We start from the raw sequence: 21,109 nt of genomic DNA on the forward strand, positions 1-21,109 counted from the left end.
GGCCTCGGTCTAAGTAAGACAAGGTAAAGAACAAACATGGGCAGCATGCATCCCGTACAGGTGATCGCCGTGACAGGCGGCAAAGGTGGCGTCGGCAAGACCAACGTGTCAGTGAACTTGTCATTGGCGCTGGCTGAGCTTGGCCGTCGGGTCATGCTGCTGGACGCCGACCTGGGCCTGGCCAACGTCGACGTCTTGCTCGGCCTGACCCCCAAACGCACACTGGCCGATGTCATCGAGGGCCGCTGCGAGCTGCGCGACGTGCTGCTGCCGGGGCCTGGCGGGGTACGCATCGTGCCTGCGGCCTCCGGCACCCAGAGCATGGTGCACCTGGCGCCGGCCCAGCATGCCGGGCTGATCCAGGCGTTCAGCGAGATCGGCGACAACCTCGACGTGCTGGTCATCGACACCGCGGCCGGCATCGGCGATTCGGTCGTCAGCTTCGTGCGCGCGGCCCAGGAAGTGCTGCTGGTGGTGTGCGACGAGCCCACGTCCATCACTGACGCCTATGCCCTGATCAAGCTGCTGAACCGCGATTACGGCATGAACCGTTTCCGGGTGCTGGCCAACATGGCACAAAGCCCTCAGGAAGGTCGCAATCTGTTCGCCAAATTGACCAAGGTCACGGATCGCTTCCTGGATGTCGCCTTACAATACGTCGGTGCTGTGCCCTACGACGAATGTGTCCGCAAGGCAGTGCAGAAGCAGCGAGCAGTCTACGAAGCCTTTCCGCGTTCCAAGTGCGCGCTGGCCTTCAAGGCCATTGCTCAGAAGGTCGATAGCTGGCCGTTGCCTGCCAACCCGCGTGGTCATCTGGAGTTCTTCGTCGAACGGCTGGTGCAACCGACCAGTGCGGGACCAGTGCTATGAGTGCAAGCGGCTATCGGATGTACAGCAAGGCTTCGCGTGATGCCCAGTACGAGCTGATCGAGCGGTACGCACCCTTGGTCAAGCGCATTGCCTATCACCTGCTGGCGCGTCTGCCAGCCAGTGTGCAGGTGGAAGACCTGATCCAGGCCGGCATGATCGGCCTGCTCGAGGTCTCCAACAAGTACGACTCCAGCAAGGGTGCCAGTTTCGAGACCTATGCCGGTATCCGCATCCGTGGGGCCATGCTCGACGAGGTGCGCAAGGGGGATTGGGCGCCGCGTTCGGTACACCGCAATACCCGCATGGTGAGTGACGCGATTCGTGCAATTGAAGCAAAAACCGGTCGTGATGCTAAAGATCACGAGGTTGCTGCCGAACTTCAATTGAGTCTCGATGATTATTACGGGATTTTGAACGATACCTTGGGCAGTCGCCTGTTCAGTTTCGACGACCTGTTGCAGGACGGCGAACATGAAGGCCTGCACGAGGACGGCGCCAGTGCCCAGCTCGAGCCATCGCGCGATCTGGAAGACGAGCGCTTTCAGGCAGCCCTGGCGGATGCAATCGCCAACCTGCCCGAGCGCGAGCGCCTGGTGCTGGCGCTGTACTACGACGAAGAGCTGAACCTCAAGGAAATCGGCGAGGTGCTGGGAGTCAGCGAGTCGCGTGTCAGCCAGTTGCACAGCCAGTGCGCCGCACGCTTGCGCGGTCGCCTGGGGGAATGGCGGGCGCGTTGAGCAGCCGTTCCATACAGTCGTGAAATGTAGTGCCCGAATTGATTGAATGCGCGTTCAGCGCTGAGCGCGTTAAAGACTGCTTGGAGGTCTAATTGAACAAAGACATGAAAATCCTCATCGTCGACGATTTTTCGACGATGCGGCGGATCATCAAGAACCTGTTGCGTGACCTGGGCTTCACCAATACCCAGGAAGCCGACGACGGCAACACCGCGTTGCCGATGCTCGAAAGCGGTCACTTCGATTTCCTGGTGACCGACTGGAACATGCCCGGCATGTCCGGTATCGACCTGCTGCGCAAGGTACGTCTGGATGAACGCCTCAAGCACCTGCCGGTGCTGATGGTGACGGCCGAAGCCAAACGCGAACAGATCATCGAAGCCGCCCAGGCGGGCGTCAACGGCTATGTGGTCAAACCGTTCACCGCCCAGGTGCTGAAAGAAAAGATCGAAAAGATCTTCGAGCGCGTCAATAGCTGAGGTACGCCACGGGGGCGCTTATGGAGCAAAAAAGATCATCTTTGGACGACTTCGAGTCGACTCTGAAGAAACATGCCCAGGAGCTGGTCAGCAGCCTTGAAAAAGGCAGGTTCGGCGACGCGGTGCAACTGATCCATCAGCTGAACCAGACCCGTGACCTTGGCCTGTACCAGGAAGTCGGCAAGCTTACCCGCGAGCTGCACAGTGCGATCGTCAGTTTCCAGATCGATCCGCACATGCCGCAGGCCGAGGAAGTCTCGCAGATTACCGACGCCACCGAACGCCTGTCGTATGTGGTCAAGCTGACCGAGGGCGCTGCCAACCGCACCATGGACCTGGTGGAGGCAAGCACGCCGGTACTCAATGACCTCAGTGCCGAGGCGGCCAGCCTGAGTGGCGACTGGCAGCGCTTCATGCGCCGCGAAGTCGAGGCTCCGGAGTTTCGCGAGCTGGTCAAGCGCGTCGACAGTTTCCTGACGCACAGCGCCGAGGGCAACCGCAAGGTCGCCGGCCATCTCAACGACATTCTTCTGGCTCAGGACTACCAAGACCTGACCGGCCAGGTGATCAAGCGCGTCACGGCACTGGTCACCGAAGTAGAAAGCAATCTTCTGAAGCTCGTGTTGATGGCGAGTCAGGTCGACCGGTTCGCCGGCATCGAGCATGACCACGACCAGCTGCGTGCCGAAAAAGATCAAGAAAAACATCCGACTCGGGGTGAAGGACCACAGATTCATGCCGATAAACGTGAAGACGTTGTGTCCGGTCAGGACGATGTCGACGATCTGCTGTCCAGCCTGGGTTTTTAGGGAGCACGTTTAATGAGCTTCGGCGCCGATGAAGAAATCCTCCAGGATTTTCTGGTAGAAGCCGGCGAAATTCTTGAGCAACTGTCCGAGCAACTGGTCGAGCTGGAAAGCCGCCCGGATGATGCCGACCTGCTCAATGCAATTTTTCGCGGTTTTCACACTGTAAAAGGGGGCGCCGGCTTCCTCCAGCTCAATGAGCTGGTGGAGTGCTGCCACATCGCCGAAAACGTCTTCGACATCCTGCGCAAGGGTGAACGACGTGTGGACGCCGAACTGATGGACGTGGTCCTGGAAGCCCTGGACACCGTCAACAGCATGTTCGGCCAGGTGCGCGAGCGCACCGACATCACCGCAGCCACTCCGGAACTGCTGGCCGCCCTGGCGCGCCTGGCCGAACCTGCCAGTGCCGAAGCGGCGGCGCCTGCGCCGGTGGCGGCGGTTGCCGAGCCGGAGCCTGAGGCCGAGGCGAGCGGGGGTGATATCACCGACAGCGAGTTCGAGCAGTTGCTCGACTCGCTCAATGCCGCCAAGGCCCAGGCCGAGGCGCCCGAGCCGGTAGCCGTGGACGCTGCCAGCGATGAAATCACCGACGCCGAGTTCGAGTCGTTGCTGGACCAGTTGCATGGCAAGGGCCAGTTCGCCCCCGACAGCGTGGCGGCGGCATCTGCTGCTGCACCTGGCGCGGACGCGGCGCCCAGCGGTGATATTACCGACGATGAATTCGAAGCACTGCTGGACCAGTTGCACGGCAAGGGCACCTTTGCCGCCGATGCACTGCCCGGCGCTGTAGCGGCCGCCGCACCGGCCGCTGCCGCACCCGCAGCGGCGGGTGACCATATTTCCGAACACGAATTCGAGGCCCTGCTCGACGAGTTGCACGGCAAGGGCAAGTTCGCGCCCGACGCCGTCAGCGGCGCTGGCGCTGCCAACGCGCCTGCTGCTGCGGCGACGGTTGCGGCCAAGCCGGCGGCCAAGCCCGCAGCGGCACCGGCACCGGCACCGGCCAAGGCACCCGCCCCCGCGCCAGCCCGTCAAGCGGCTCCCGCTGCCGACAAGCATCCGGCCAGCGAGGCCGAGACCACCGTGCGGGTCGACACCGCGCGCCTGGACGAGATCATGAACATGGTCGGCGAACTGGTGCTGGTGCGTAACCGCCTGGTGCGCCTGGGCCTGAACAGCGGCGATGAAGCCATGTCCAAGGCCGTTTCGAACCTGGACGTGGTGACCGCCGACCTGCAGACCGCGGTGATGAAGACCCGCATGCAGCCGATCAAGAAGGTCTTCGGGCGCTTCCCGCGTCTGGTTCGCGACCTGGCCCGCCAGCTCAAGAAAGAGATCAACCTGGAGCTGGTCGGCGAAGAGACCGACCTGGACAAGAACCTCGTCGAGGCCCTGGCCGACCCGCTGGTGCACTTGGTGCGCAACGCCGTCGACCATGGCGTGGAAACCCCGGAAGAGCGCGAAGCCGCCGGCAAGTCGCGCAATGGCAAGGTGATCCTCGCTGCCGAACAGGAAGGCGACCACATCCTGCTGTCGATCTCCGATGACGGCAAGGGCATGGATGCCAATGTCCTGCGCGCCATTGCGGTCAAGCGCGGGGTGATGGACAAGGACGCCGCCGATCGCCTCAGCGAAAGCGACTGCTACAACCTGATCTTCGCCCCGGGCTTCTCGACCAAGACCGAGATCTCCGACGTGTCCGGTCGCGGCGTGGGCATGGACGTGGTCAAGACCAAGATTTCCCAGCTCAACGGCTCGATCAACATCTACTCGACCAAGGGCCAGGGCTCGAAGATCGTCATCAAGGTGCCGCTGACCCTGGCGATCATGCCGACCCTGATGGTGATGCTCGGCAACCAGGCCTTCGCCTTCCCGCTGGTGAACGTCAACGAGATTTTCCACCTGGACCTGTCGCGCACCAACGTGGTCGACGGCCAGGAAGTGGTGATCGTGCGTGACAAGGCCTTGCCGCTGTTCTACCTCAAGCGCTGGCTGGTCAGCTCGGCAGCCCACGAGGAGCAGCGTGAAGGCCACGTGGTGATCCTGTCGGTGGGTACCCAGCGCATCGGCTTCGTGGTCGACCAGCTGGTGGGCCAGGAAGAGGTGGTCATCAAGCCGTTGGGCAAGATGCTGCAGGGCACCCCGGGCATGTCGGGCGCCACCATTACCGGTGACGGGCGCATTGCGCTGATCCTCGACGTGCCGAGCATGCTCAAGCGTTACGCCGCTCGGCGTATCTGATCCCGGTGGCGTGGCCAGGTGGCCGCGCCCCGTAATGGAGTGTTTATGGTAGTCAAGGTCCTGGTGGTGGATGATTCCGGTTTTTTCCGCCGCCGTGTCTCGGAAATTCTTTCAGCGGACCCGACTATCCAGGTGGTCGGTACCGCGACCAACGGCAAGGAAGCGATCGATCAGGCGCTGTCGCTCAAGCCCGACGTCATCACCATGGACTATGAAATGCCCATGATGGATGGCATCACCGCCGTGCGTCATATCATGCAGCGCTGCCCCACGCCTGTACTGATGTTCTCCTCGCTCACCCACGAAGGCGCCCGCGTCACCCTCGATGCACTGGACGCCGGTGCGGTGGACTACCTGCCGAAGAACTTCGAGGACATCTCGCGCAACCCCGAGAAGGTCAAGCAGATGCTGTGCGAAAAGGTGCATACCATTTCGCGCAGCAACCGTCGTTTCAGCAGCTATGCCAGCCCGGCACCGGCCGCAGCGCCTGCACCGTCGCACAGCGCCGGCAGCAGCGCCCCGGCAGCGTCCATGCGCGCCGCCCCGGTTGCCCCGCAAGCCCCTGCGCGGGCCGCTGCACCCAGCTCGCCAGCGCCCAAGCGCAAGGCCTACAAGCTGCTGGCCATCGGTACCTCCACCGGTGGCCCGGTGGCGCTGCAGCGCGTGCTGACCCAGCTGCCCGCCAACTTCCCGGCGCCGATCGTGCTGATCCAGCACATGCCGGCGGCCTTCACCAAGGCCTTCGCCGAGCGCCTGGACAAGCTGTGCCGCATCAGCGTCAAGGAAGCCGAGGACGGCGACGTGCTGCGCCCCGGCCTGGCCCTGCTGGCACCGGGCGGCAAGCAGATGATGGTCGACGGGCGCGGCACGGTGAAGATCCTGCCGGGTGACGAACGCCTCAACTACAAGCCCTGCGTGGACATCACCTTCGGTTCGGCGGCCAAGTCGTATGGCGACAAGGTGCTGGCCGTGGTGCTGACCGGCATGGGCGCCGATGGCCGCGAAGGCGCGCGCCTGCTCAAGCAGGGCGGCAGCCAGGTGTGGGCCCAGGACGAAGCCAGCTGCGTGATCTATGGCATGCCCATGGCCATTGCCAAGGCCAACCTGGCCGATGCGGTGTACGGCCTGGACGAGATCGGCCGGCACCTGGTAGAGGCGTGCATCTGATGGACGTGTTGAGCCTTATCGGGATCATCCTGGCGTTCGTCGCCATCGTTGGCGGCAACTACCTCGAAGGCGGCCATCTGTCGGCGCTGATCAACGGCCCGGCGGCGCTGATCGTGATCGGCGGGACGCTGGCGGCCTCGCTGCTGCAGGCCCCCATGAGCGCGTTCAAGCGCGCCCTGCAGATCGTGCGCTGGATCCTCTTCCCGCCGCGGGTCGACCTGGCCGGCGGTATCGACCGGGTGGTCAACTGGAGCCTCACCGCACGCAAGGAAGGCCTGCTGGGCCTTGAGGGCGTGGCCGATGCCGAGCCCGACCCATATGCCCGCAAGGGCCTGCAGCTGCTGGTCGACGGCGCCGAGCCCGAAGCCATCCGCAGCATTCTCGAGGTGGATTTCTACACCCAGGAAAGCCGTGACATCCAGGCCGCCAAGGTGTTCGAGAGCATGGGCGGCTATGCGCCGACCATCGGCATCATCGGCGCGGTGATGGGCCTGATCCACGTGATGGGCAACCTGGCCGACCCGACCCAGCTGGGCAGCGGTATCGCCGTGGCGTTCGTGGCCACCATCTACGGCGTGGCCAGTGCCAACCTGATCCTGTTGCCGATCGCCAACAAGCTCAAGGCCCTGGCCATGCGCCAGTCGCGCTATCGCGAAATGCTCCTGGAAGGCTTGCTGTCGATTGCCGAAGGCGAGAACCCACGTTCAATCGAACTGAAGCTTCAGGGCTTCATGGAGTAAGCCATGGCCCGTCGTCGTCAACCCGAGGAACATGAAAACCACGAACGCTGGCTGGTGTCGTATGCCGACTTCATCACCTTGCTGTTCGCCTTCTTCGTGGTCATGTATTCGATTTCCTCGATCAACGAGGGCAAGTACAAGGTCATCTCGCAGGCGCTGATCGGCGTGTTCAACGACCCCGAGCGCAGCATGAAGCCGATTCCGATAGGCGACGAGCGCCCCCTCAGCGTCAAGCCGGCCGAACCGCTGATCAAGGACAGCGAGCAGGTCGATGCGGGCCTGGGGCAAAGTTCCAGCGACCCGCTGCAGACCATCGCCGACGATGTGCGCGATGCCTTTGGCGATCTGATCAAGTCCGACCAGATGACCGTGCGCGGCAACGAACTGTGGATCGAGATCGAGCTCAATTCCTCCCTGTTGTTCGGCAGTGGCGATGCCATGCCCAGCGACAAGGCGTTCGACATCATCGACAAGGTGGCGCACATCATCAAGCCGTTCGCCAACCCGGTGCACGTCGAAGGTTTCACCGATGACCAGCCGATCCGCACGGCGCAGTACCCGACCAACTGGGAGTTGTCGTCGGCACGGGCGGCGAGCATCGTGCGCCTGCTGGCGATGGAAGGGGTCAACCCGGCACGCATGGCTTCTGTGGGCTACGGCGAGTTCCAGCCCATCGCCAGCAATGCCAGCCCTGAAGGGCGCGCGCAGAACCGCAGGGTGGTGTTGGTGATCTCGCGCAATCTGGAGGTGCGCCGCAGCCTGACCGGTACCGGCAGCGCCAATGCCACACCCGATGCGGCGCTCAAGCGTGCTGGCACACAAACTGCACCGCCAGCCGTAGCACCGACGGCCGGGCGCAATCCCGTCAATTCCCCGTCGTCGACCCTTTAATCGATCCCGGCAGGGTCCGACCCGACCGGGAGGAAGCAGCGCAATGAGAGTCTGGGCAGTAGCCAATCAAAAAGGTGGTGTCGGCAAGACCACCACATCCATCGCCCTGGCCGGCCTGCTGGCCGAGGCGGGCAAGCGCGTGGTCGTGGTCGACCTCGACCCGCACGGGTCCATGACCAGCTACTTCGGTCACAACCCGGACACCCTCGAGCACAGCAGCTACGACCTGTTCCTGCACAAGGGCACGGTGCCCGAAGGGCTGCCGGGCCAGCTGTTGCTGCCCACCAGCGACGAGCGCATCTCGCTGCTGCCTTCGAGCACCGCCCTGGCGGTGCTCGAGCGTCAGTCCCCGGGCCAGAGTGGCCTGGGCCTGGTGATCGCCAAGAGTCTGGCGCAGCTGTGGCAGGATTTCGACTACGCGATCATCGACAGCCCGCCGTTGCTGGGCGTTCTGATGGTCAATGCGCTGGCAGCCAGCCAGCAACTGGTGATCCCGGTGCAGACCGAATACCTGGCGGTGAAAGGCCTCGAGCGCATGGTCAGCACGCTGAGCATGGTCAATCGCTCGCGCAAGCAGGCCTTGCCGTACCACATCGTGCCGACCCTGTTCGACCGCCGCACCCAGGCCTCGATGGGCACCCTGCGGGTGCTGCGCGACGCTTATCCCGACACCATCTGGCAGGGCTACATTCCGGTCGATACGCGCCTGCGCGACGCCAGCCGTGCCGGGCTCACGCCGTCGCAGTTCGATGGCAGGAGCCGTGGCGTGATTGCCTACCGGGCATTGCTCAAGCATCTGCTGGCGCAGAATGCCGTTGCGCAGGTGGCCTGATGAACAGCCCGCAGCAGGTCACCATAAAGCCTCAACTGGCCTTGCAGTCGTACCTGGACGGCCTGTTGCAGGAGGCCACCGAAGAGCTGCAGCCATTGCCCCTGGCGGTGGCCGAACGCGTCGCAGTGGCCCCGGCCCCGGTGGTCGTCACGGCGCCTGAAGCGATCGACGAGTTCCAGGCCGCAGTGCTCGAAGAACAAGCCCGTGACGCCCAACTCAAGATCGCAGCGCCGGCATTCGCCGAGCCGACGCGGCTGGTCATGCCGGTGATGGCGCCACCGGTGGTGGCCAAGGTGGTGGAGGCGGCCCCGGTGGTCGCCCCGGTCATCGCCGACGTGCCAACCCCGGTCGAGCCGCTGGTGCAGGTGCACCTGCCCGCAGCACCGGACCAGCCGGTGCCGCCGTTGACGGGCGACGGTCGCCCGGCCTGGGCCGCCGAGCCGTTCGAATGCCTGCTGTTCGACGTGGCCGGGCTGACCCTGGCGGTGCCGCTGGTGTGCCTGGGCTCGATCTACTCGCTGGCCGGCCAGGAGCTCACGCCGCTGTTCGGCCAGCCCGAGTGGTTCCTGGGCATCCTGCCGAGCCAGGCGGGCAACCTGAAGGTGCTCGACACGGCGCGCTGGGTCATGCCCGACCGCTACCGCGACGACTTCCGCCAGGGGCTGCAATACGTTATTTCGGTACAGGGCTACGAGTGGGGGCTGGCGGTGCATCAGGTCAGCCGCTCGCTGCGCCTGGACCCGAGCGAGATCAAGTGGCGTAGCCAGCGTGGGCAGCGCCCGTGGCTTGCCGGTACGGTCATCGAACACATGTGCGCGCTGCTGGATGTCGCCGAGCTGGCCGAGCTGATCGCCAGCGGCGCCGTCAAGCAGATGCACGGTACGCATAAATAATCGGTCGCAACTGCCGCGACCGCACTGAGTACACCGCCGAGAACGGCTTTTGAGGGTTAGGGGAATGAAAAACATGACTGCGCAGGGTTCCGACGATCCGATTCTGCAGTGGGTAACGTTCAAGCTGGACAACGAGTCCTACGGCATCAACGTGATGCAGGTCCAGGAAGTGCTGCGCTACACCGAAATCGCTCCGGTGCCGGGCGCGCCGAGCTATGTGCTGGGCATCATCAACCTGCGCGGCAATGTGGTGACCGTGATCGACACGCGCCAGCGCTTCGGCCTGATGTCTGCCGAAATCTCCGACAACAGCCGTATCGTGATCATCGAGGCGGACAAGCAGGTGGTCGGCATCCTGGTCGATAGCGTGGCCGAGGTCGTGTACCTGCGTCAGTCGGAGATCGAGACCGCGCCGAATGTCGGCAACGAGGAATCGGCCAAGTTCATCCAGGGCGTGTGCAACAAGAACAACGAACTGCTGATCCTGGTCGAGCTGGACAAGATGATGACCGAGGAAGAGTGGTCCGAGCTGGAGAATATCTGAGTTGATTCTCGAGGGTGCTGTCATATTTCTGGCGCTGGTCTGGATCCTCAGCCTGTGGCTGTTCTACGGCTACAGCAAGCGCCAGCGCGAGCTGGCCTCGCAGCAGGCTCAGGGCGATGCGCTGCGTGACCAGCGCATCAAGGACCTGGCCAAGCGTGTGGACGATTACCAGAACGGTACGGTGCGCATGGGCGACGCGTTGCACGAGCTGCGCGCCGTGGTGGCGCCGTTGCCGGACAAGCTGATGCAACTGGAGCAGCGCGACCCCAACAGCCTGTCGTTCGCCCAGGCGGCGCGGCTGGTGGGCATGGGCGCCAGCGTCGACGAGCTGACCCAGTCCTGCGGCCTGACCCAGGCCGAAGCCGAGCTGATGAGCAAGCTGCACCGCAGCTGATGCAAGGCACCCGGCCTGCGCGGCGTCAGTCCGGCGCAGGCAGGCTGTACAGGTTCGGGGTAATGTCGCGCTCCTGCGGGGCGTTGTCCACGAACCCCTCCGGCACCTGGCCCTTGAGCTGCCAGGCGAAGGCGATGATCTCGGCGATGGTCAGGTACAGCGCCTCCGGGATCTGATCGCCCAGCTCCATGCGCGCCAGCAGGCGTACCAGCTCGGCATTCTCGTAGATCGGCACTTCGTGTTCGCGGGCAATGGCCAGGATCGCCTCGGCCAGCTCGTCGTCGCCCTTGGCGCTCAAGGTCGGGGCCTGCTGGCCGTCGTAGGTCAGGGCAATGGCCTGACGTGGCGGGGTCTGGCTCATGCGTTTTCATCCACCCAGCGTTGTTCCAGATGCGTACGCGGCCCCTGTGGCGGCGTACCGTGATGGCACAGCAGTTCACCGACGTTGAGCCCGCGCTCCACCAACCGCGCGCGCAGCTTGCCGAGCTGGCTGTCGATCAGTTGCGCGGTGCTCGGCAGCTCCGCCCACAGCTGGCTGGACAGGTTGCCCTGGCTGATCTGCGCCTGCACCTGCAAGGGCCCCAGCGGGCTGAGGTCGAATGCCAGCTCCACGCGCCAGAGCATCTCCAGCGGGTCGCGCTGTTCGCGTTCCGGGTCGGCCTGCTGCTCGGGGGTTTCCTCGCGCTGCAGCTTCACTTGCAGCGGCATGAACTCCTGACCGTTGCGCACCGGTATCTCCAGTTGCCAGGTGGTCTGCAGGTTGCCGTCGGCGGTGGTGCGGGTTTGCTCCAGGCCAGCGAGCTGGTGGCTCTGCAGGCGTGAAATGGCTGCCGCTGCCAGGCGCAGCAGGTGTTCCAGGTCGCCTTCCTCGTCGCCACTTTGCAGCAGCCGCGAGGGCAGCGGAAAGCTTCCCGGGGCCGGGCGCGGGCTTACCTGGCCGAGCATGCCCAGGGCGTTGCGCACCATGCCCGGCAGCACCTGGGCCAGGGTGCTGGCGGCCACGGCCGGGTTGAACTGGGTGCTGCCGGGGAGGCCGGGCAGCAACTGCGCCACCAGCCGGATCACCTGGGCCTTGAGGTCGGGGGCGAGGGCGGCTGGGGCGCCAGCCAGCAGCTTGGCTTCCAGAAACGCGCCGCTGTTGTTCAGGGCCTGGGCCAGGCCCTTGGCCGTGCCGAGCTGTTCCATGTCCGGCAGGCTGGCCAGCAGGGTGCTCACGCTGGCCCGCACATCGGCCGGCAGGCGCTGCTCGGCGCTCATCTGTTGCAGGCTGGCGAGCAGGCCCGGCAGCGAGGCCTGGCGGCTCAGCTGCGCGCTCAGGTGCTGGGTGATCGCCAGTTGTTCCTGGCGCCCGCTCAGGGGCACGAAGCTGATCGACTGTTCACCCTGTACCCGTGCGCTGAGCAGGCTGCCCAGCGCCAGTGGCCGAGGGCTGTCGATGTTCAGGGTGGCGCCGGCCTGTGCGGTGTTGAGCAGGGTCACCAACGAGCGGAACAAGGCCGGCTGCCCGGCGGCCTGGGGCAGCGCCTGGGTGGTCAGTACCTTGCCCTGCAGCAGGGTGCCCGGCGGCAACTGGCGGGTGTCGAGCTGGGTGAGGGTGGCCACGCTGCGCGCGATGGCCTGCTGCACGGTGATGCTCAGGTTGCCGGCATTGGGCTGGCTGACCGTCAGCTCGCTGCCCTGGGGCAGGGGCTGGCTGGCGCTGGTCTGCACGGTGGTCTGGCGCCCGTTGGTCTGGGTCAGTTGCAGCAGCAGCTGGAAGTCCTGACCGACCTGGCGCAACGACAGTACCTGCGCCTGCGCGGTCTCGCCCGGGGCGAGCAGGGCAGGCTGGGGTTGCAGCAGCTTGAGCAGTTCGCCGGTCATCGCCGCGCTGCGCGCCTGGGGGTTGGCCAGGGCCTGCGGGCCAAGGCTGTTGATTTCGCCTGTCATCACGTTGCAACCTGTGGAAATAGCCCTCTTTGCAGTAGGACATGCCATGTATAATGCCGCCCGTTCCTGGCGGGTGCGCACGTCCTGTGGCGTGCCCGATGCGACCGGCCATGCCGTACAGCTGTTGCTCAGTATAACGGCCAGGCCCGGACCGACTTGAGACCGAACCATAAGGCGAACCTGTGACCCCTCGACTCGAAGCTGTGGGCCTGGCCTGCGAGCGCGACTGGCGAATGCTTTTCGAACACCTCGAACTGCACCTGGCGGCCGGTGACATGCTGCAGATCAGCGGCCCCAATGGCAGCGGCAAGACCAGCCTGCTGCGCCTGCTCAGCGGGTTGATGCGGCCCACCAGCGGTGAAATCCGCCTGGACGGCAAGCCCTTGGCCGAGCAGGGCAGCGAACTGGCCAGGATGCTGCTGTGGATCGGTCATGCGGCCGGCATCAAGGACCTGCTCACCGCCGAGGAAAACCTGGCCTGGCTGTGCGCCCTGCATCAGCCTGCCAGCCGCGAGGCGATCTGGCAGGCACTGGCGGCCGTGGGCCTGCGCGGCTTCGAAGATGTTGCCTGCCATACCCTGTCGGCCGGCCAGCAGCGCCGCGTGGCGCTGGCGCGGCTGTACCTGGACAGCCCGCCGCTGTGGATTCTCGACGAACCCTTCACCGCCCTCGACAAGCAGGGCGTGGCCCAGCTCGAAGCGCACCTGGCGGCGCATTGCGAGCGCGGCGGCATGGTCGTGCTGACCACCCACCACACGCTGGCGCAGACGCCGTCCGGCTACCGAGAACTGAACCTGGGGCAGTACGCGGCATGAGTGTGTTCGTTCATTTGCTGCGCCGAGAAGCGCAGGTGCTGTGCCGCCGGCCGGCCGAGCTTGCCAACCCATTGGTGTTCTTCGCGATCGTGATCGCGTTGTTCCCGTTGGCGGTCGGGCCGGAGACGCAATTGTTGCAAAACTTGTCCCCTGGGTTAGTCTGGGTGGCCGCCCTTTTATCCGTTCTGCTCTCGCTGGACGGGCTGTTTCGCAGTGATTTCGAGGACGGATCCCTCGAGCAGTGGGTCCTTTCGCCGCACCCCCTGGCGCTTCTGGTATTGGCAAAGGTGCTGGCACACTGGGCCTTTTCCGGTCTGGCACTGGTATTGTTGTCGCCGCTGCTGGCCCTGATGCTCGGTTTGCCGGTGCAATGCCTGCCGGTACTGCTGGCCTCGCTGCTGCTCGGTACCCCGGTACTGAGCCTGCTGGGTGCAGTGGGCGCAGCCTTGACCGTGGGTTTGAAGCGCGGTGGCCTGCTGCTGGCACTGCTTATTTTGCCGTTATATATCCCGGTGTTGATCCTGGGCAGTGGCGCCTTGCAGGCGGCACTGCAAGCTATGCCGGCGACCGGTTACCTGCTCTGGCTTGGCAGCCTGACCGCCCTTGCAGTAACCCTGGCACCCTTTGCAATAGCGGCTGGCCTGAAGATCAGCGTCGGCGAATAATGAGGTCTGGGCCCCGCCCAGCAAAGACCCTGGATGTACCGTGATGAAAAGCAGCGCAATAAGCTGGACGTGGTTTCACAAGCTGGGTTCACCCAAATGGTTCTATGCCATCAGCGGCCGCATGCTGCCGTGGCTGAGCATCGCCGCCATCCTGCTGATCGCCGTAGGCGTGATCTGGGGCCTGGCCTTCGCCCCGCAGGACTACCAGCAGGGCAACAGTTTCCGAATCATCTACATCCACGTGCCGGCGGCCATGCTGGCGCAGTCGTGCTACGTGATGCTGGCGGTGGCCGGCGTGGTCGGCCTGGTCTGGAAGATGAAGATCGCCGACGTGGCACTGCAATGCGCTGCGCCCATCGGCGCCTGGATGACCGTGGTGGCCCTGAGCACCGGTGCCATCTGGGGCAAGCCGACCTGGGGCAGTTGGTGGGTTTGGGATGCACGACTAACGTCGATGCTGATCCTGCTGTTTCTGTACTTCGGTCTGATTGCCCTGGGCCAGGCGATCAGCAATCGTGAGAGCGCGGCCAAGGCCTGCGCGGTACTGGCGATTGTCGGCGTGATCAACATCCCGATCATCAAGTACTCGGTGGAGTGGTGGAACACCCTGCACCAGGGCGCCACCTTCACCCTCACCGAAAAGCCGGCGATGCCTGCCGAGATGTGGCTGCCGCTGCTGCTGACCGTGCTGGGGTTCTATTGCTTCTTCGGCGCGGTGCTGCTGTTGCGCATGCGCCTTGAAGTGCTGCGGCGCGAGGCACGCGCCAGTTGGGTCAAGGATGAAGTGTTGGGCCACCTGGGGCGGGAGACCGCACGATGAGTTTTGCCAGCTTCAATGATTTCCTCGCCATGGGCCATCACGGCCTCTATGTCTGGTCGGCCTATGGCATCTGCCTGCTGGTGCTGGCCATCAATGTTGCCGCGCCCGTACTGAGCAAGCGCCGGTATCTGCAAGAAGAAGCGCGCCGCCTGCGCCGGGAGAAGTCCAAGTGAATCCGCAACGCAAGAAGCGTCTGTTCATCATCCTCGGCCTGCTGGTGGGTGTCGGCGTCGCCGTCGGCCTGGCCCTGAGCGCGCTGCAGCAGAACATCAACCTGTTCTATACCCCTACCCAGATCGCCAACGGCGAAGCCCCGCTCGATACCCGCATCCGGGCCGGCGGCATGGTCGAGGCCGGTTCCCTGCAACGCTCCGGCGACTCGCTGGACGTGCGTTTCGTGGTCACCGACTTCAACAAGTCGGTGCCCATCACCTACCGCGGCATCCTGCCCGACCTGTTCCGTGAAGGGCAGGGCATCGTCGCCCTGGGCAAGCTCAACGCCGAGGGCGTGGTGGTGGCTGACGAGGTGCTGGCCAAGCACGACGAAAAATACATGCCGCCCGAGGTCACCAAGGCCCTGAAGGAAAGCGGCCAGGTGTCCACCGACGGCGGAGCCAAGCCATGAATGCTGCACTGATGATTCCCGAGCTGGGCCAGTTGGCGATGATCCTGGCCATCTGTTTTGCCGGCGTTCAGGCCAGCGTGCCGCTGCTCGGCGCCTGGCGGGGCGACAGCCTGTGGATGAGCCTGGCACGCCCGGCGGCGTGGGGCCAGTTCGCCTTCCTGGCGTTTGCCTTCGCCTGCCTGACCCATGCCTTCATGACCGACAACTTCTCGGTGGCGTATGTGGCCAGCAACTCCAACAGCGCCTTGCCCTGGTACTACAAGTTCAGCGCCGTGTGGGGCGCCCACGAAGGCTCGCTGCTGCTGTGGGCGCTGATCCTGGGCGGCTGGACCTTCGCCGTGTCGATCTTCTCGCGCCAGTTGCCGCAGGTGATGCTGGCCCGGGTGCTGGCGGTGATGGGCATGATCAGCGTGGGCTTCCTGTCGTTTCTGATCGTTACCTCAAACCCGTTCCAGCGTCTGCTGCCGCAGGTGCCTGCCGATGGTCGCGACCTCAACCCGCTGCTGCAGGACATCGGCCTGATCGTGCACCCGCCGATGCTCTACATGGGCTACGTGGGCTTCTCGGTGGCCTTCGCCTTCGCCATCGCCGCCTTGCTCGGCGGGCGCCTGGACGCGGCCTGGGCACGCTGGTCGCGGCCCTGGACCATCGTGGCCTGGGCGTTCCTGGGCATCGGCATCACCCTGGGCTCGTGGTGGGCCTACTACGAACTCGGCTGGGGTGGCTGGTGGTTCTGGGACCCGGTCGAAAACGCCTCGTTCATGCCGTGGCTGGTGGGCACCGCACTGATCCACTCGCTGGCCGTCACCGAGAAGCGCGGCGTGTTCAAGAGCTGGACCGTGCTGCTGGCGATCGCTGCATTTTCGCTGAGCCTGCTGGGCACCTTCCTGGTGCGTTCCGGCGTGCTGACCTCGGTGCACGCCTTTGCCGCCGACCCCGAGCGCGGCGTGTTCATCCTGATCTTCCTGCTGTTCGTGGTCGGCGGTTCGCTGACCCTGTTCGCCTTGCGCGCCCCGGTGGTCAAGAGCCAGGTCGGGTTCGCCCTGTGGTCGCGGGAAACCCTGCTGCTGGCCAACAACCTGGTGCTGGTGGTGGCGGCCTCGATGATCCTGCTGGGCACCCTGTACCCGCTGGTGCTCGATGCACTGACCGGGGCCAAGCTGTCGGTGGGGCCGCCTTACTTCGATGCGCTGTTCATCCCGCTGATGGCCCTGCTGATGGTGGTGATGGCGGTCGGCGTGATCGTGCGCTGGAAGGACACCCCGACGAAATGGCTGGTGAGCATGCTCACCCCGGTGGCGATCGGCAGCGTGGTGCTGGCACCCATCGGCGGGCTGCTGGTGGACGACTTCGACTGGCAGGTACTGACCACCTTCGCCCTGGCGGCGTGGATCCTGCTGGCCGGCGTGCGCGACCTGCTCGACAAGACCCGTCACAAGGGCCTGCTCAAGGGCATGCGCGGCCTGAGCCGCAGTTACTGGGGCATGCACGTGGCGCACCTGGGCATCGCGGTATGCGCCCTGGGCGTGGTGCTGTCGAGCAACAACAGCGCCGAACGCGACCTGCGCCTGGCGCCGGGCGAGTCGATGGAACTGGGCGGCTACCAGTTCGTGTTCGAAGGCGCCAAGCATTTCGAAGGGCCGAACTTCACCTCCGACAAGGGCACCGTGCGCGTGCTGCGGGACGGTCGTGAAATCAGCGTGCTGCACCCGGAAAAACGCCTGTACACCGTGCAGCAGTCGGTGATGACCGAGGCCGGCATCGATGCCGGTTTCACCCGCGACCTGTACGTGGCGCTGGGCGAGTCGCTGGACAACGGCGCCTGGGCCGTGCGCGTGCACGTCAAGCCGTTCGTGCGCTGGATCTGGCTGGGCGGCCTGCTGACCGGCCTGGGCGGCCTGATGGCGGCGATGGACAAGCGGTATCGGGTCAAGGTGAAAAGCCGGGTACGTGAAGTACTGGGCATGTCGGGAGCAACTGCATGAAGCGTTGGATCATGGTGCTGCCGCTGGCGGTGTTTCTGCTGGTGGCGGTGTTTCTGTACCGGGGCCTGTACCTGGACCCGTCCGAGCTGCCCTCGGCGATGATCGGCAAACCCTTCCCGGCGTTCTCGCTGCCGACCGTGGAAGGCGACCGGACCCTGACCCGCGACGACCTGCTGGGCAAGCCGGCGCTGGTCAACGTGTGGGCCACCTGGTGCCCTTCGTGCAAGGTCGAGCACCCGGTGCTGAACAAGCTGGCCGAGCAGGGCGTGGTGATCTACGGGGTCAACTACAAGGACGAGAACGCGGCTGCGATCAAGTGGCTGACCGAGTTCCACAACCCCTACCAGATCGGCATCCGTGACGAGCACGGCACCCTCGGCCTGGACCTGGGTGTGTACGGCGCGCCGGAGACCTTCATTATCGACGCCAAGGGCATCATCCGGCACAAGTTCGTCGGTGTGGTCGACCAGACCGTGTGGCGCGAGCAACTGGCGCCGCTGTACCAGGGCCTGCTCGACGAGGCCGGCCAATGAGGCGCTGGCTGGCAGGCGCGCTGCTGGGCCTGAGCATCGCCGGCGTGGCCCACGCGGCCATCGACACCTATCAGTTCGCCGACGACGCCGAGCGCGAGCGTTACCACGTGCTGACCAAGGAACTGCGCTGCCCCAAGTGCCAGAACCAGGACATCGCCGACTCCAACGCACCGATTGCCGCCGACCTGCGCCGCGAGATCTTCCGCATGCTCGGCGAAGGCAAGGACAACCAGCAGATCATCGACTTCATGGTCGACCGCTATGGCGACTTCGTGCGCTACAAGCCGGCCCTGACGGCGCGTACCTGGCTGCTGTGGTTCGGCCCGGGCATCCTGCTGCTGGGCGGCTTCGGCATGCTGGCGCTGATCGTGCGCAAGCGCCGTACCCAGGCGGCGGGCGGCACCGTCGACCTTTCCCCCGAGGAGCGTGAGCGCCTCGCCAAACTGCTGGACAAAGAACGCACCCATGACTGAATTCTGGCTTCCCGCAGGCCTGCTGTTACTGGTAGCCCTGAGCTTTCTGCTGATCCCGGTGTTGCGCGTGCGTCGTGCGCAACAGGAAGAAGACCGTACCGCGTTGAACGTGGCCCTGTACCAGGAGCGCGTGGCCGAACTGCAGGCCCAGGGCGAGGCCGGCGTGCTCACCACCGAGCAACTGGACCGTGGCCGCGACGAGGCCGCCCGCGAACTGCTGGCCGACACCGACAACGCCGAACCCGACCGCAGTGCGCGCCTGGGCAAGACCTTGCCGCTGCTGGCCGCGGTGCTGGTGCCGGTGATGGGCCTCGGGCTGTACCTGCACTTTGGCGCCAGCGACAAGGTCGAGCTGACCCGCGAGTTCGCCCAGGCGCCGCAGTCGGTGCAGGAGATGACCTCGCGCCTGGAGCGTGCGGTGCAGGCCCAGCCAGACTCGGCCGAAGGCCTGTACCTGCTGGGCCGTGCCTACATGGCCCAGGAACGCGCCGCCGATGCCGCCAAGGCCTTCGAACGCGCTGCCGCCCTGGCCGGGCGTCAGCCGGAGCTGCTTGGGCAATGGGCGCAGGCGCTGTACTTCGGTAACGGCAAGCAGTGGACAGCGCAGATGCAGGCGTTGACCGACGAAGCGCTCAAGGCCGATCCGGCGGAAGTCACCAGCCTGGGGCTGCTGGGTATCGCCGCTTTCGAGGACGGGCGCTACCAGCAGGCCATCGACTACTGGAACCGTCTGATTGCCCAGCTGCCCGAGGGCGATGCCTCGCGTGCCGCGCTGCAGGGCGGCATCGAGCGTGCTGGCGAACGGCTCAAGGCCGCGGGCCAGGCGCCGGCCACCAGCGCACGCCTGACGGTGCGGGTCGAGCTGGCGCCGGCGCTCAAGGACAAGGTGCGTCCCGATGACAGCGTGTTCATCTTTGCCCGCGCCAGTTCCGGGCCGCCGATGCCGCTGGCGGCCAAGCGCGTGACCGTGGCCGACCTGCCGATCGAGGTTCAGCTCAGCGACAGCGATGCGATGATGCCGAACATGAAACTGTCGAGCTTCCCCGAAGTCCAACTGGTTGCGCGCGTCTCCCGTGCCGGCCAGCCGACCAAGGGCGAGTGGATCGGCCGTGGCAGCCCGCTGGCCAGCAGCACCGAGGCGCCGCAGCACCTGACCATCGACAGCCCGGACCCGTAGAGAGCTCACTATGAACAGCATCGCACGCCTCACCCTGATCGCCCTGGCCGTGGGCTTGAGTGCGTGTACGGTGCATCGGCCCAGCGAGCCCACCGTGCCGCCGATCGAAACCCTGCCGCCGACCGGGCCGGTGATCAAACCGGTGCCGGGGCCCAAGCCAGGTACCCCGGCCACGCTGCCGACGCCCAAGCCGATGCCACGCACCTCGGCAAGCTTCGCGCCGCCGCCGGGTGGCGCCAGCCACTGGGACCCTAAACTCGGGGTGTACGTGCTCGAAGGCAAGACCAACACCTTCTACCGCCAACGCACCTACTACCGCTTCAGCAATGGCTGGAGCTGGGCCACCAGCCCTGACGGCCCCTGGCAGGACACCGACAGCAGCGGCGTGCCGGGCGGCCTGGGACGGGCTTTCGCCCAGTAAGCCCAAGCCGGCATAATGCCCCTTTTTGCGAATGGCCAGGGGGCAGGGCATGACACACAAGGTACTGGTGCTGGTAGAAACGGTGGATGACTACCTGCCCTTGCTCGAACAGGCCGGCTTCGAGCTGATTCGTGCACAGACCCCGGTCCTGCGTGCCGAGGCCATCGCCCGCCACGGCGGCGCAATCGATGCGGTACTGACCCGCGGGCCGCTGGGCTTGCGGGCCGACGAAATCGCCGCCTTGCCCCATCTGAAAATCATCTGCGTCATCGGCGCCGGCTACGAGGAAGTGGACCTGGCAGCGGCTGCTGCGCGTGGCATCACCGTGACCAATGGCGCCGGTGCCAACGCCACGGCGGTGGCCGACCATGCCCTGGCGCTGCTGTTCGCCATCGTGCGCGATATTCCCCGTGCCGATGCCACCACCCGACAGGGGCAGTGGAACCGTGTGATCAGCCCGTCGCTGAGCGGCAAGCGCCTCGGGGTACTGGGCCTTGGCGCGACGGGGTTGGCGATTGCCCGGCGTGCGGCGCTGGGCTTCGACATGCAGGTCAGCTACCACAACCGCCGGCCACGCACCGACGTGCCCTACACCTGGTGCGAAAGCCCGCTGGCGCTGGCGGGGGAGGTGGACTTTCTGATCGTTGCCACCCCGGGCGGGGCCGGTACGCGCCACCTGGTCGACGCGGCGGTGCTGGACGCACTGGGGCCTCAGGGTTTTCTGGTGAACATTGCGCGGGCCAGCGTGGTGGACACCGATGCGATGGTGGCGGCGTTGCGCGAAGGGCGTATTGCCGGGGCCGGGCTGGATGTGTTCGATGCCGAGCCTGAAGTGCCGCAGGCACTCAAGGCGCTGGACAACGTGGTGCTGACCCCGCATGTGGCCGGACAGTCGCCGGAAGCGGCGCGCGATACGGTGGCGCTGGTGCTGCGCAACCTGCAGGCGTTCTTTGCCGGGGAACCGGTGTTGACCCCGGTGACGGCGTAATCCGCTGTAGGAGCCGGCCTTGCCGGCGAAAGGGCCGGGGCCGACTGCTGCTAGACTTCAGCCCTACCGCTCACCGCAAGG

At 65.4% G+C, this 21,109-nt stretch carries 25 protein-coding genes; 23 read left to right on the forward strand and 2 right to left on the reverse strand.

Annotated features, from left to right (window positions below; all coding sequences use genetic code 11):
- The first annotated feature begins 36 nt into the window (after nt 1-36).
- The 12 genes from fleN (at nt 37) to B4I46_RS10980 (ending at nt 10,597) form a co-directional block, all read left to right on the forward strand.
- Entirely contained in the window at nt 37-870 is an 834-nt protein-coding gene (gene fleN, locus B4I46_RS10925; RefSeq protein ID WP_054915624.1) for a flagellar synthesis regulator FleN, read from the forward strand.
- Complete coding sequence (gene fliA / locus B4I46_RS10930) at nt 867-1,607, forward strand: RNA polymerase sigma factor FliA (protein ID WP_043861824.1); 741 nt, start codon at nt 867-869, stop codon at nt 1,605-1,607. The genes fleN and fliA overlap by 4 nt, the downstream gene beginning before the upstream one ends.
- A 104-nt stretch (nt 1,608-1,711) precedes the next feature.
- Nucleotides 1,712-2,086, forward strand: a complete 375-nt coding sequence (locus B4I46_RS10935; protein WP_043861825.1) for a chemotaxis response regulator CheY — start codon at nt 1,712-1,714, stop codon at nt 2,084-2,086.
- Nucleotides 2,087-2,106: 20 nt separating this feature from the next.
- Nucleotides 2,107-2,895 (forward strand): protein phosphatase CheZ, encoded by a 789-nt coding sequence (locus tag B4I46_RS10940; RefSeq protein ID WP_043861826.1) that lies wholly within the window; start codon nt 2,107-2,109, stop codon nt 2,893-2,895.
- Nucleotides 2,896-2,907: 12 nt separating this feature from the next.
- Entirely contained in the window at nt 2,908-5,136 is a 2,229-nt protein-coding gene (locus B4I46_RS10945) for a chemotaxis protein CheA (protein WP_210014308.1), read from the forward strand.
- 45 nt (nt 5,137-5,181) lie between these two features.
- Nucleotides 5,182-6,303 carry a protein-glutamate methylesterase/protein-glutamine glutaminase gene (locus B4I46_RS10950; protein ID WP_058542051.1) on the forward strand — a complete coding sequence of 374 codons (1,122 nt, stop codon included), beginning with the start codon at nt 5,182-5,184 and terminating at the stop codon, nt 6,301-6,303.
- A complete protein-coding gene (locus tag B4I46_RS10955) occupies nt 6,303-7,043 on the forward strand; it encodes a flagellar motor protein (protein WP_043861829.1) in 741 nt (246 codons plus the stop codon). The genes B4I46_RS10950 and B4I46_RS10955 overlap by 1 nt, the downstream gene beginning before the upstream one ends.
- A 3-nt stretch (nt 7,044-7,046) precedes the next feature.
- Nucleotides 7,047-7,934, forward strand: a complete 888-nt coding sequence (gene motD / locus B4I46_RS10960) for a flagellar motor protein MotD (protein ID WP_043861830.1) — start codon at nt 7,047-7,049, stop codon at nt 7,932-7,934.
- A gap of 43 nt (nt 7,935-7,977) precedes the next feature.
- Nucleotides 7,978-8,766 (forward strand): ParA family protein, encoded by a 789-nt coding sequence (locus B4I46_RS10965; RefSeq protein WP_078480275.1) that lies wholly within the window; start codon nt 7,978-7,980, stop codon nt 8,764-8,766.
- Nucleotides 8,766-9,659 carry a CheW domain-containing protein gene (locus tag B4I46_RS10970; protein WP_286900151.1) on the forward strand — a complete coding sequence of 298 codons (894 nt, stop codon included), beginning with the start codon at nt 8,766-8,768 and terminating at the stop codon, nt 9,657-9,659. The genes B4I46_RS10965 and B4I46_RS10970 overlap by 1 nt, the downstream gene beginning before the upstream one ends.
- Before the next feature lie 64 nt (nt 9,660-9,723).
- Entirely contained in the window at nt 9,724-10,203 is a 480-nt protein-coding gene (locus tag B4I46_RS10975) for a chemotaxis protein CheW (RefSeq protein ID WP_043861833.1), read from the forward strand.
- Nucleotide 10,204: 1 nt separating this feature from the next.
- Nucleotides 10,205-10,597: a DUF2802 domain-containing protein gene (locus B4I46_RS10980; RefSeq protein WP_043861834.1), complete on the forward strand. Its 393-nt coding sequence runs from the start codon at nt 10,205-10,207 to the stop codon at nt 10,595-10,597.
- Nucleotides 10,598-10,622: 25 nt separating this feature from the next.
- Here the strand turns inward: B4I46_RS10980 and B4I46_RS10985 are convergent, their stop codons facing one another.
- Both B4I46_RS10985 and B4I46_RS10990 read right to left on the reverse strand, forming a co-directional pair.
- Complete coding sequence (locus tag B4I46_RS10985) at nt 10,623-10,958, reverse strand: EscU/YscU/HrcU family type III secretion system export apparatus switch protein (RefSeq protein WP_043861835.1); 336 nt, start codon at nt 10,956-10,958, stop codon at nt 10,623-10,625.
- Entirely contained in the window at nt 10,955-12,526 is a 1,572-nt protein-coding gene (locus tag B4I46_RS10990) for a flagellar hook-length control protein FliK (RefSeq protein WP_116053242.1), read from the reverse strand. Before B4I46_RS10990 ends, B4I46_RS10985 begins: the two co-directional genes overlap by 4 nt.
- A 182-nt stretch (nt 12,527-12,708) precedes the next feature.
- Between B4I46_RS10990 and ccmA the strand changes: the two genes are divergently transcribed.
- The 11 genes from ccmA to B4I46_RS11045 are packed head-to-tail and all read left to right on the forward strand — an operon-like array spanning nt 12,709 to nt 21,028.
- Nucleotides 12,709-13,341, forward strand: a complete 633-nt coding sequence (ccmA, locus tag B4I46_RS10995; RefSeq protein WP_043861837.1) for a cytochrome c biogenesis heme-transporting ATPase CcmA — start codon at nt 12,709-12,711, stop codon at nt 13,339-13,341.
- Entirely contained in the window at nt 13,338-14,006 is a 669-nt protein-coding gene (gene ccmB, locus B4I46_RS11000) for a heme exporter protein CcmB (RefSeq protein WP_043861838.1), read from the forward strand. Before ccmA ends, ccmB begins: the two co-directional genes overlap by 4 nt.
- Nucleotides 14,007-14,049: 43 nt before the next feature.
- On the forward strand, nt 14,050-14,826 hold the full coding sequence (locus tag B4I46_RS11005) for a heme ABC transporter permease (RefSeq protein ID WP_286900158.1): 777 nt from the start codon (nt 14,050-14,052) through the stop codon (nt 14,824-14,826).
- Entirely contained in the window at nt 14,823-14,999 is a 177-nt protein-coding gene (ccmD, locus tag B4I46_RS11010; protein WP_043861840.1) for a heme exporter protein CcmD, read from the forward strand. The genes B4I46_RS11005 and ccmD overlap by 4 nt, the downstream gene beginning before the upstream one ends.
- Nucleotides 14,996-15,451 carry a cytochrome c maturation protein CcmE gene (gene ccmE, locus B4I46_RS11015; RefSeq protein WP_058542048.1) on the forward strand — a complete coding sequence of 152 codons (456 nt, stop codon included), beginning with the start codon at nt 14,996-14,998 and terminating at the stop codon, nt 15,449-15,451. Before ccmD ends, ccmE begins: the two co-directional genes overlap by 4 nt.
- Nucleotides 15,452-15,462: 11 nt before the next feature.
- Nucleotides 15,463-17,436: a heme lyase CcmF/NrfE family subunit gene (locus B4I46_RS11020; RefSeq protein ID WP_167400228.1), complete on the forward strand. Its 1,974-nt coding sequence runs from the start codon at nt 15,463-15,465 to the stop codon at nt 17,434-17,436.
- Nucleotides 17,433-17,969: a DsbE family thiol:disulfide interchange protein gene (locus B4I46_RS11025; RefSeq protein ID WP_043861843.1), complete on the forward strand. Its 537-nt coding sequence runs from the start codon at nt 17,433-17,435 to the stop codon at nt 17,967-17,969. Before B4I46_RS11020 ends, B4I46_RS11025 begins: the two co-directional genes overlap by 4 nt.
- Nucleotides 17,966-18,442 carry a cytochrome c-type biogenesis protein gene (locus B4I46_RS11030; protein ID WP_043861844.1) on the forward strand — a complete coding sequence of 159 codons (477 nt, stop codon included), beginning with the start codon at nt 17,966-17,968 and terminating at the stop codon, nt 18,440-18,442. The genes B4I46_RS11025 and B4I46_RS11030 overlap by 4 nt, the downstream gene beginning before the upstream one ends.
- The gene (gene ccmI / locus B4I46_RS11035) at nt 18,435-19,619 is read left to right on the forward strand and encodes a c-type cytochrome biogenesis protein CcmI (protein ID WP_043861845.1); all 1,185 of its coding nucleotides are present in this window, start codon (nt 18,435-18,437) and stop codon (nt 19,617-19,619) included. The genes B4I46_RS11030 and ccmI overlap by 8 nt, the downstream gene beginning before the upstream one ends.
- A gap of 10 nt (nt 19,620-19,629) precedes the next feature.
- On the forward strand, nt 19,630-20,040 hold the full coding sequence (locus tag B4I46_RS11040) for a hypothetical protein (protein WP_043861846.1): 411 nt from the start codon (nt 19,630-19,632) through the stop codon (nt 20,038-20,040).
- A 49-nt stretch (nt 20,041-20,089) separates the two neighbouring features.
- Nucleotides 20,090-21,028 carry a 2-hydroxyacid dehydrogenase gene (locus tag B4I46_RS11045; protein WP_213607216.1) on the forward strand — a complete coding sequence of 313 codons (939 nt, stop codon included), beginning with the start codon at nt 20,090-20,092 and terminating at the stop codon, nt 21,026-21,028.
- Nucleotides 21,029-21,109: the final 81 nt, after the last annotated feature.

Origin of the sequence: Pseudomonas sp. UBA7500 (assembly GCF_002478435.1) — a bacterium.
GTDB lineage: Bacteria > Pseudomonadota > Gammaproteobacteria > Pseudomonadales > Pseudomonadaceae > Aquipseudomonas > Aquipseudomonas palmensis.

Bases quoted from the DNA above. Each gene is read 5' to 3' on its own strand.
- fleN (WP_054915624.1), top strand. From the start codon at position 37: ATGGGCAGCATGCATCCCGTACAGGTGATCGCCGTGACAGGCGGCAAA.
- fliA (WP_043861824.1), top strand. From the start codon at position 867: ATGAGTGCAAGCGGCTATCGGATGTACAGCAAGGCTTCGCGTGATGCC.
- B4I46_RS10935 (WP_043861825.1), top strand. From the start codon at position 1,712: ATGAAAATCCTCATCGTCGACGATTTTTCGACGATGCGGCGGATCATC.
- B4I46_RS10940 (WP_043861826.1), top strand. From the start codon at position 2,107: ATGGAGCAAAAAAGATCATCTTTGGACGACTTCGAGTCGACTCTGAAG.
- B4I46_RS10945 (WP_210014308.1), top strand. From the start codon at position 2,908: ATGAGCTTCGGCGCCGATGAAGAAATCCTCCAGGATTTTCTGGTAGAA.
- B4I46_RS10950 (WP_058542051.1), top strand. From the start codon at position 5,182: ATGGTAGTCAAGGTCCTGGTGGTGGATGATTCCGGTTTTTTCCGCCGC.
- B4I46_RS10955 (WP_043861829.1), top strand. From the start codon at position 6,303: ATGGACGTGTTGAGCCTTATCGGGATCATCCTGGCGTTCGTCGCCATC.
- motD (WP_043861830.1), top strand. From the start codon at position 7,047: ATGGCCCGTCGTCGTCAACCCGAGGAACATGAAAACCACGAACGCTGG.
- B4I46_RS10965 (WP_078480275.1), top strand. From the start codon at position 7,978: ATGAGAGTCTGGGCAGTAGCCAATCAAAAAGGTGGTGTCGGCAAGACC.
- B4I46_RS10970 (WP_286900151.1), top strand. From the start codon at position 8,766: ATGAACAGCCCGCAGCAGGTCACCATAAAGCCTCAACTGGCCTTGCAG.
- B4I46_RS10975 (WP_043861833.1), top strand. From the start codon at position 9,724: ATGAAAAACATGACTGCGCAGGGTTCCGACGATCCGATTCTGCAGTGG.
- B4I46_RS10985 (WP_043861835.1), bottom strand. From the start codon at position 10,958: ATGAGCCAGACCCCGCCACGTCAGGCCATTGCCCTGACCTACGACGGC.
- B4I46_RS10990 (WP_116053242.1), bottom strand. From the start codon at position 12,526: ATGACAGGCGAAATCAACAGCCTTGGCCCGCAGGCCCTGGCCAACCCC.
- ccmB (WP_043861838.1), top strand. From the start codon at position 13,338: ATGAGTGTGTTCGTTCATTTGCTGCGCCGAGAAGCGCAGGTGCTGTGC.
- B4I46_RS11005 (WP_286900158.1), top strand. From the start codon at position 14,050: ATGAAAAGCAGCGCAATAAGCTGGACGTGGTTTCACAAGCTGGGTTCA.
- ccmD (WP_043861840.1), top strand. From the start codon at position 14,823: ATGAGTTTTGCCAGCTTCAATGATTTCCTCGCCATGGGCCATCACGGC.
- B4I46_RS11020 (WP_167400228.1), top strand. From the start codon at position 15,463: ATGATTCCCGAGCTGGGCCAGTTGGCGATGATCCTGGCCATCTGTTTT.
- B4I46_RS11025 (WP_043861843.1), top strand. From the start codon at position 17,433: ATGAAGCGTTGGATCATGGTGCTGCCGCTGGCGGTGTTTCTGCTGGTG.
- B4I46_RS11030 (WP_043861844.1), top strand. From the start codon at position 17,966: ATGAGGCGCTGGCTGGCAGGCGCGCTGCTGGGCCTGAGCATCGCCGGC.
- ccmI (WP_043861845.1), top strand. From the start codon at position 18,435: ATGACTGAATTCTGGCTTCCCGCAGGCCTGCTGTTACTGGTAGCCCTG.
- B4I46_RS11040 (WP_043861846.1), top strand. From the start codon at position 19,630: ATGAACAGCATCGCACGCCTCACCCTGATCGCCCTGGCCGTGGGCTTG.
- B4I46_RS11045 (WP_213607216.1), top strand. From the start codon at position 20,090: ATGACACACAAGGTACTGGTGCTGGTAGAAACGGTGGATGACTACCTG.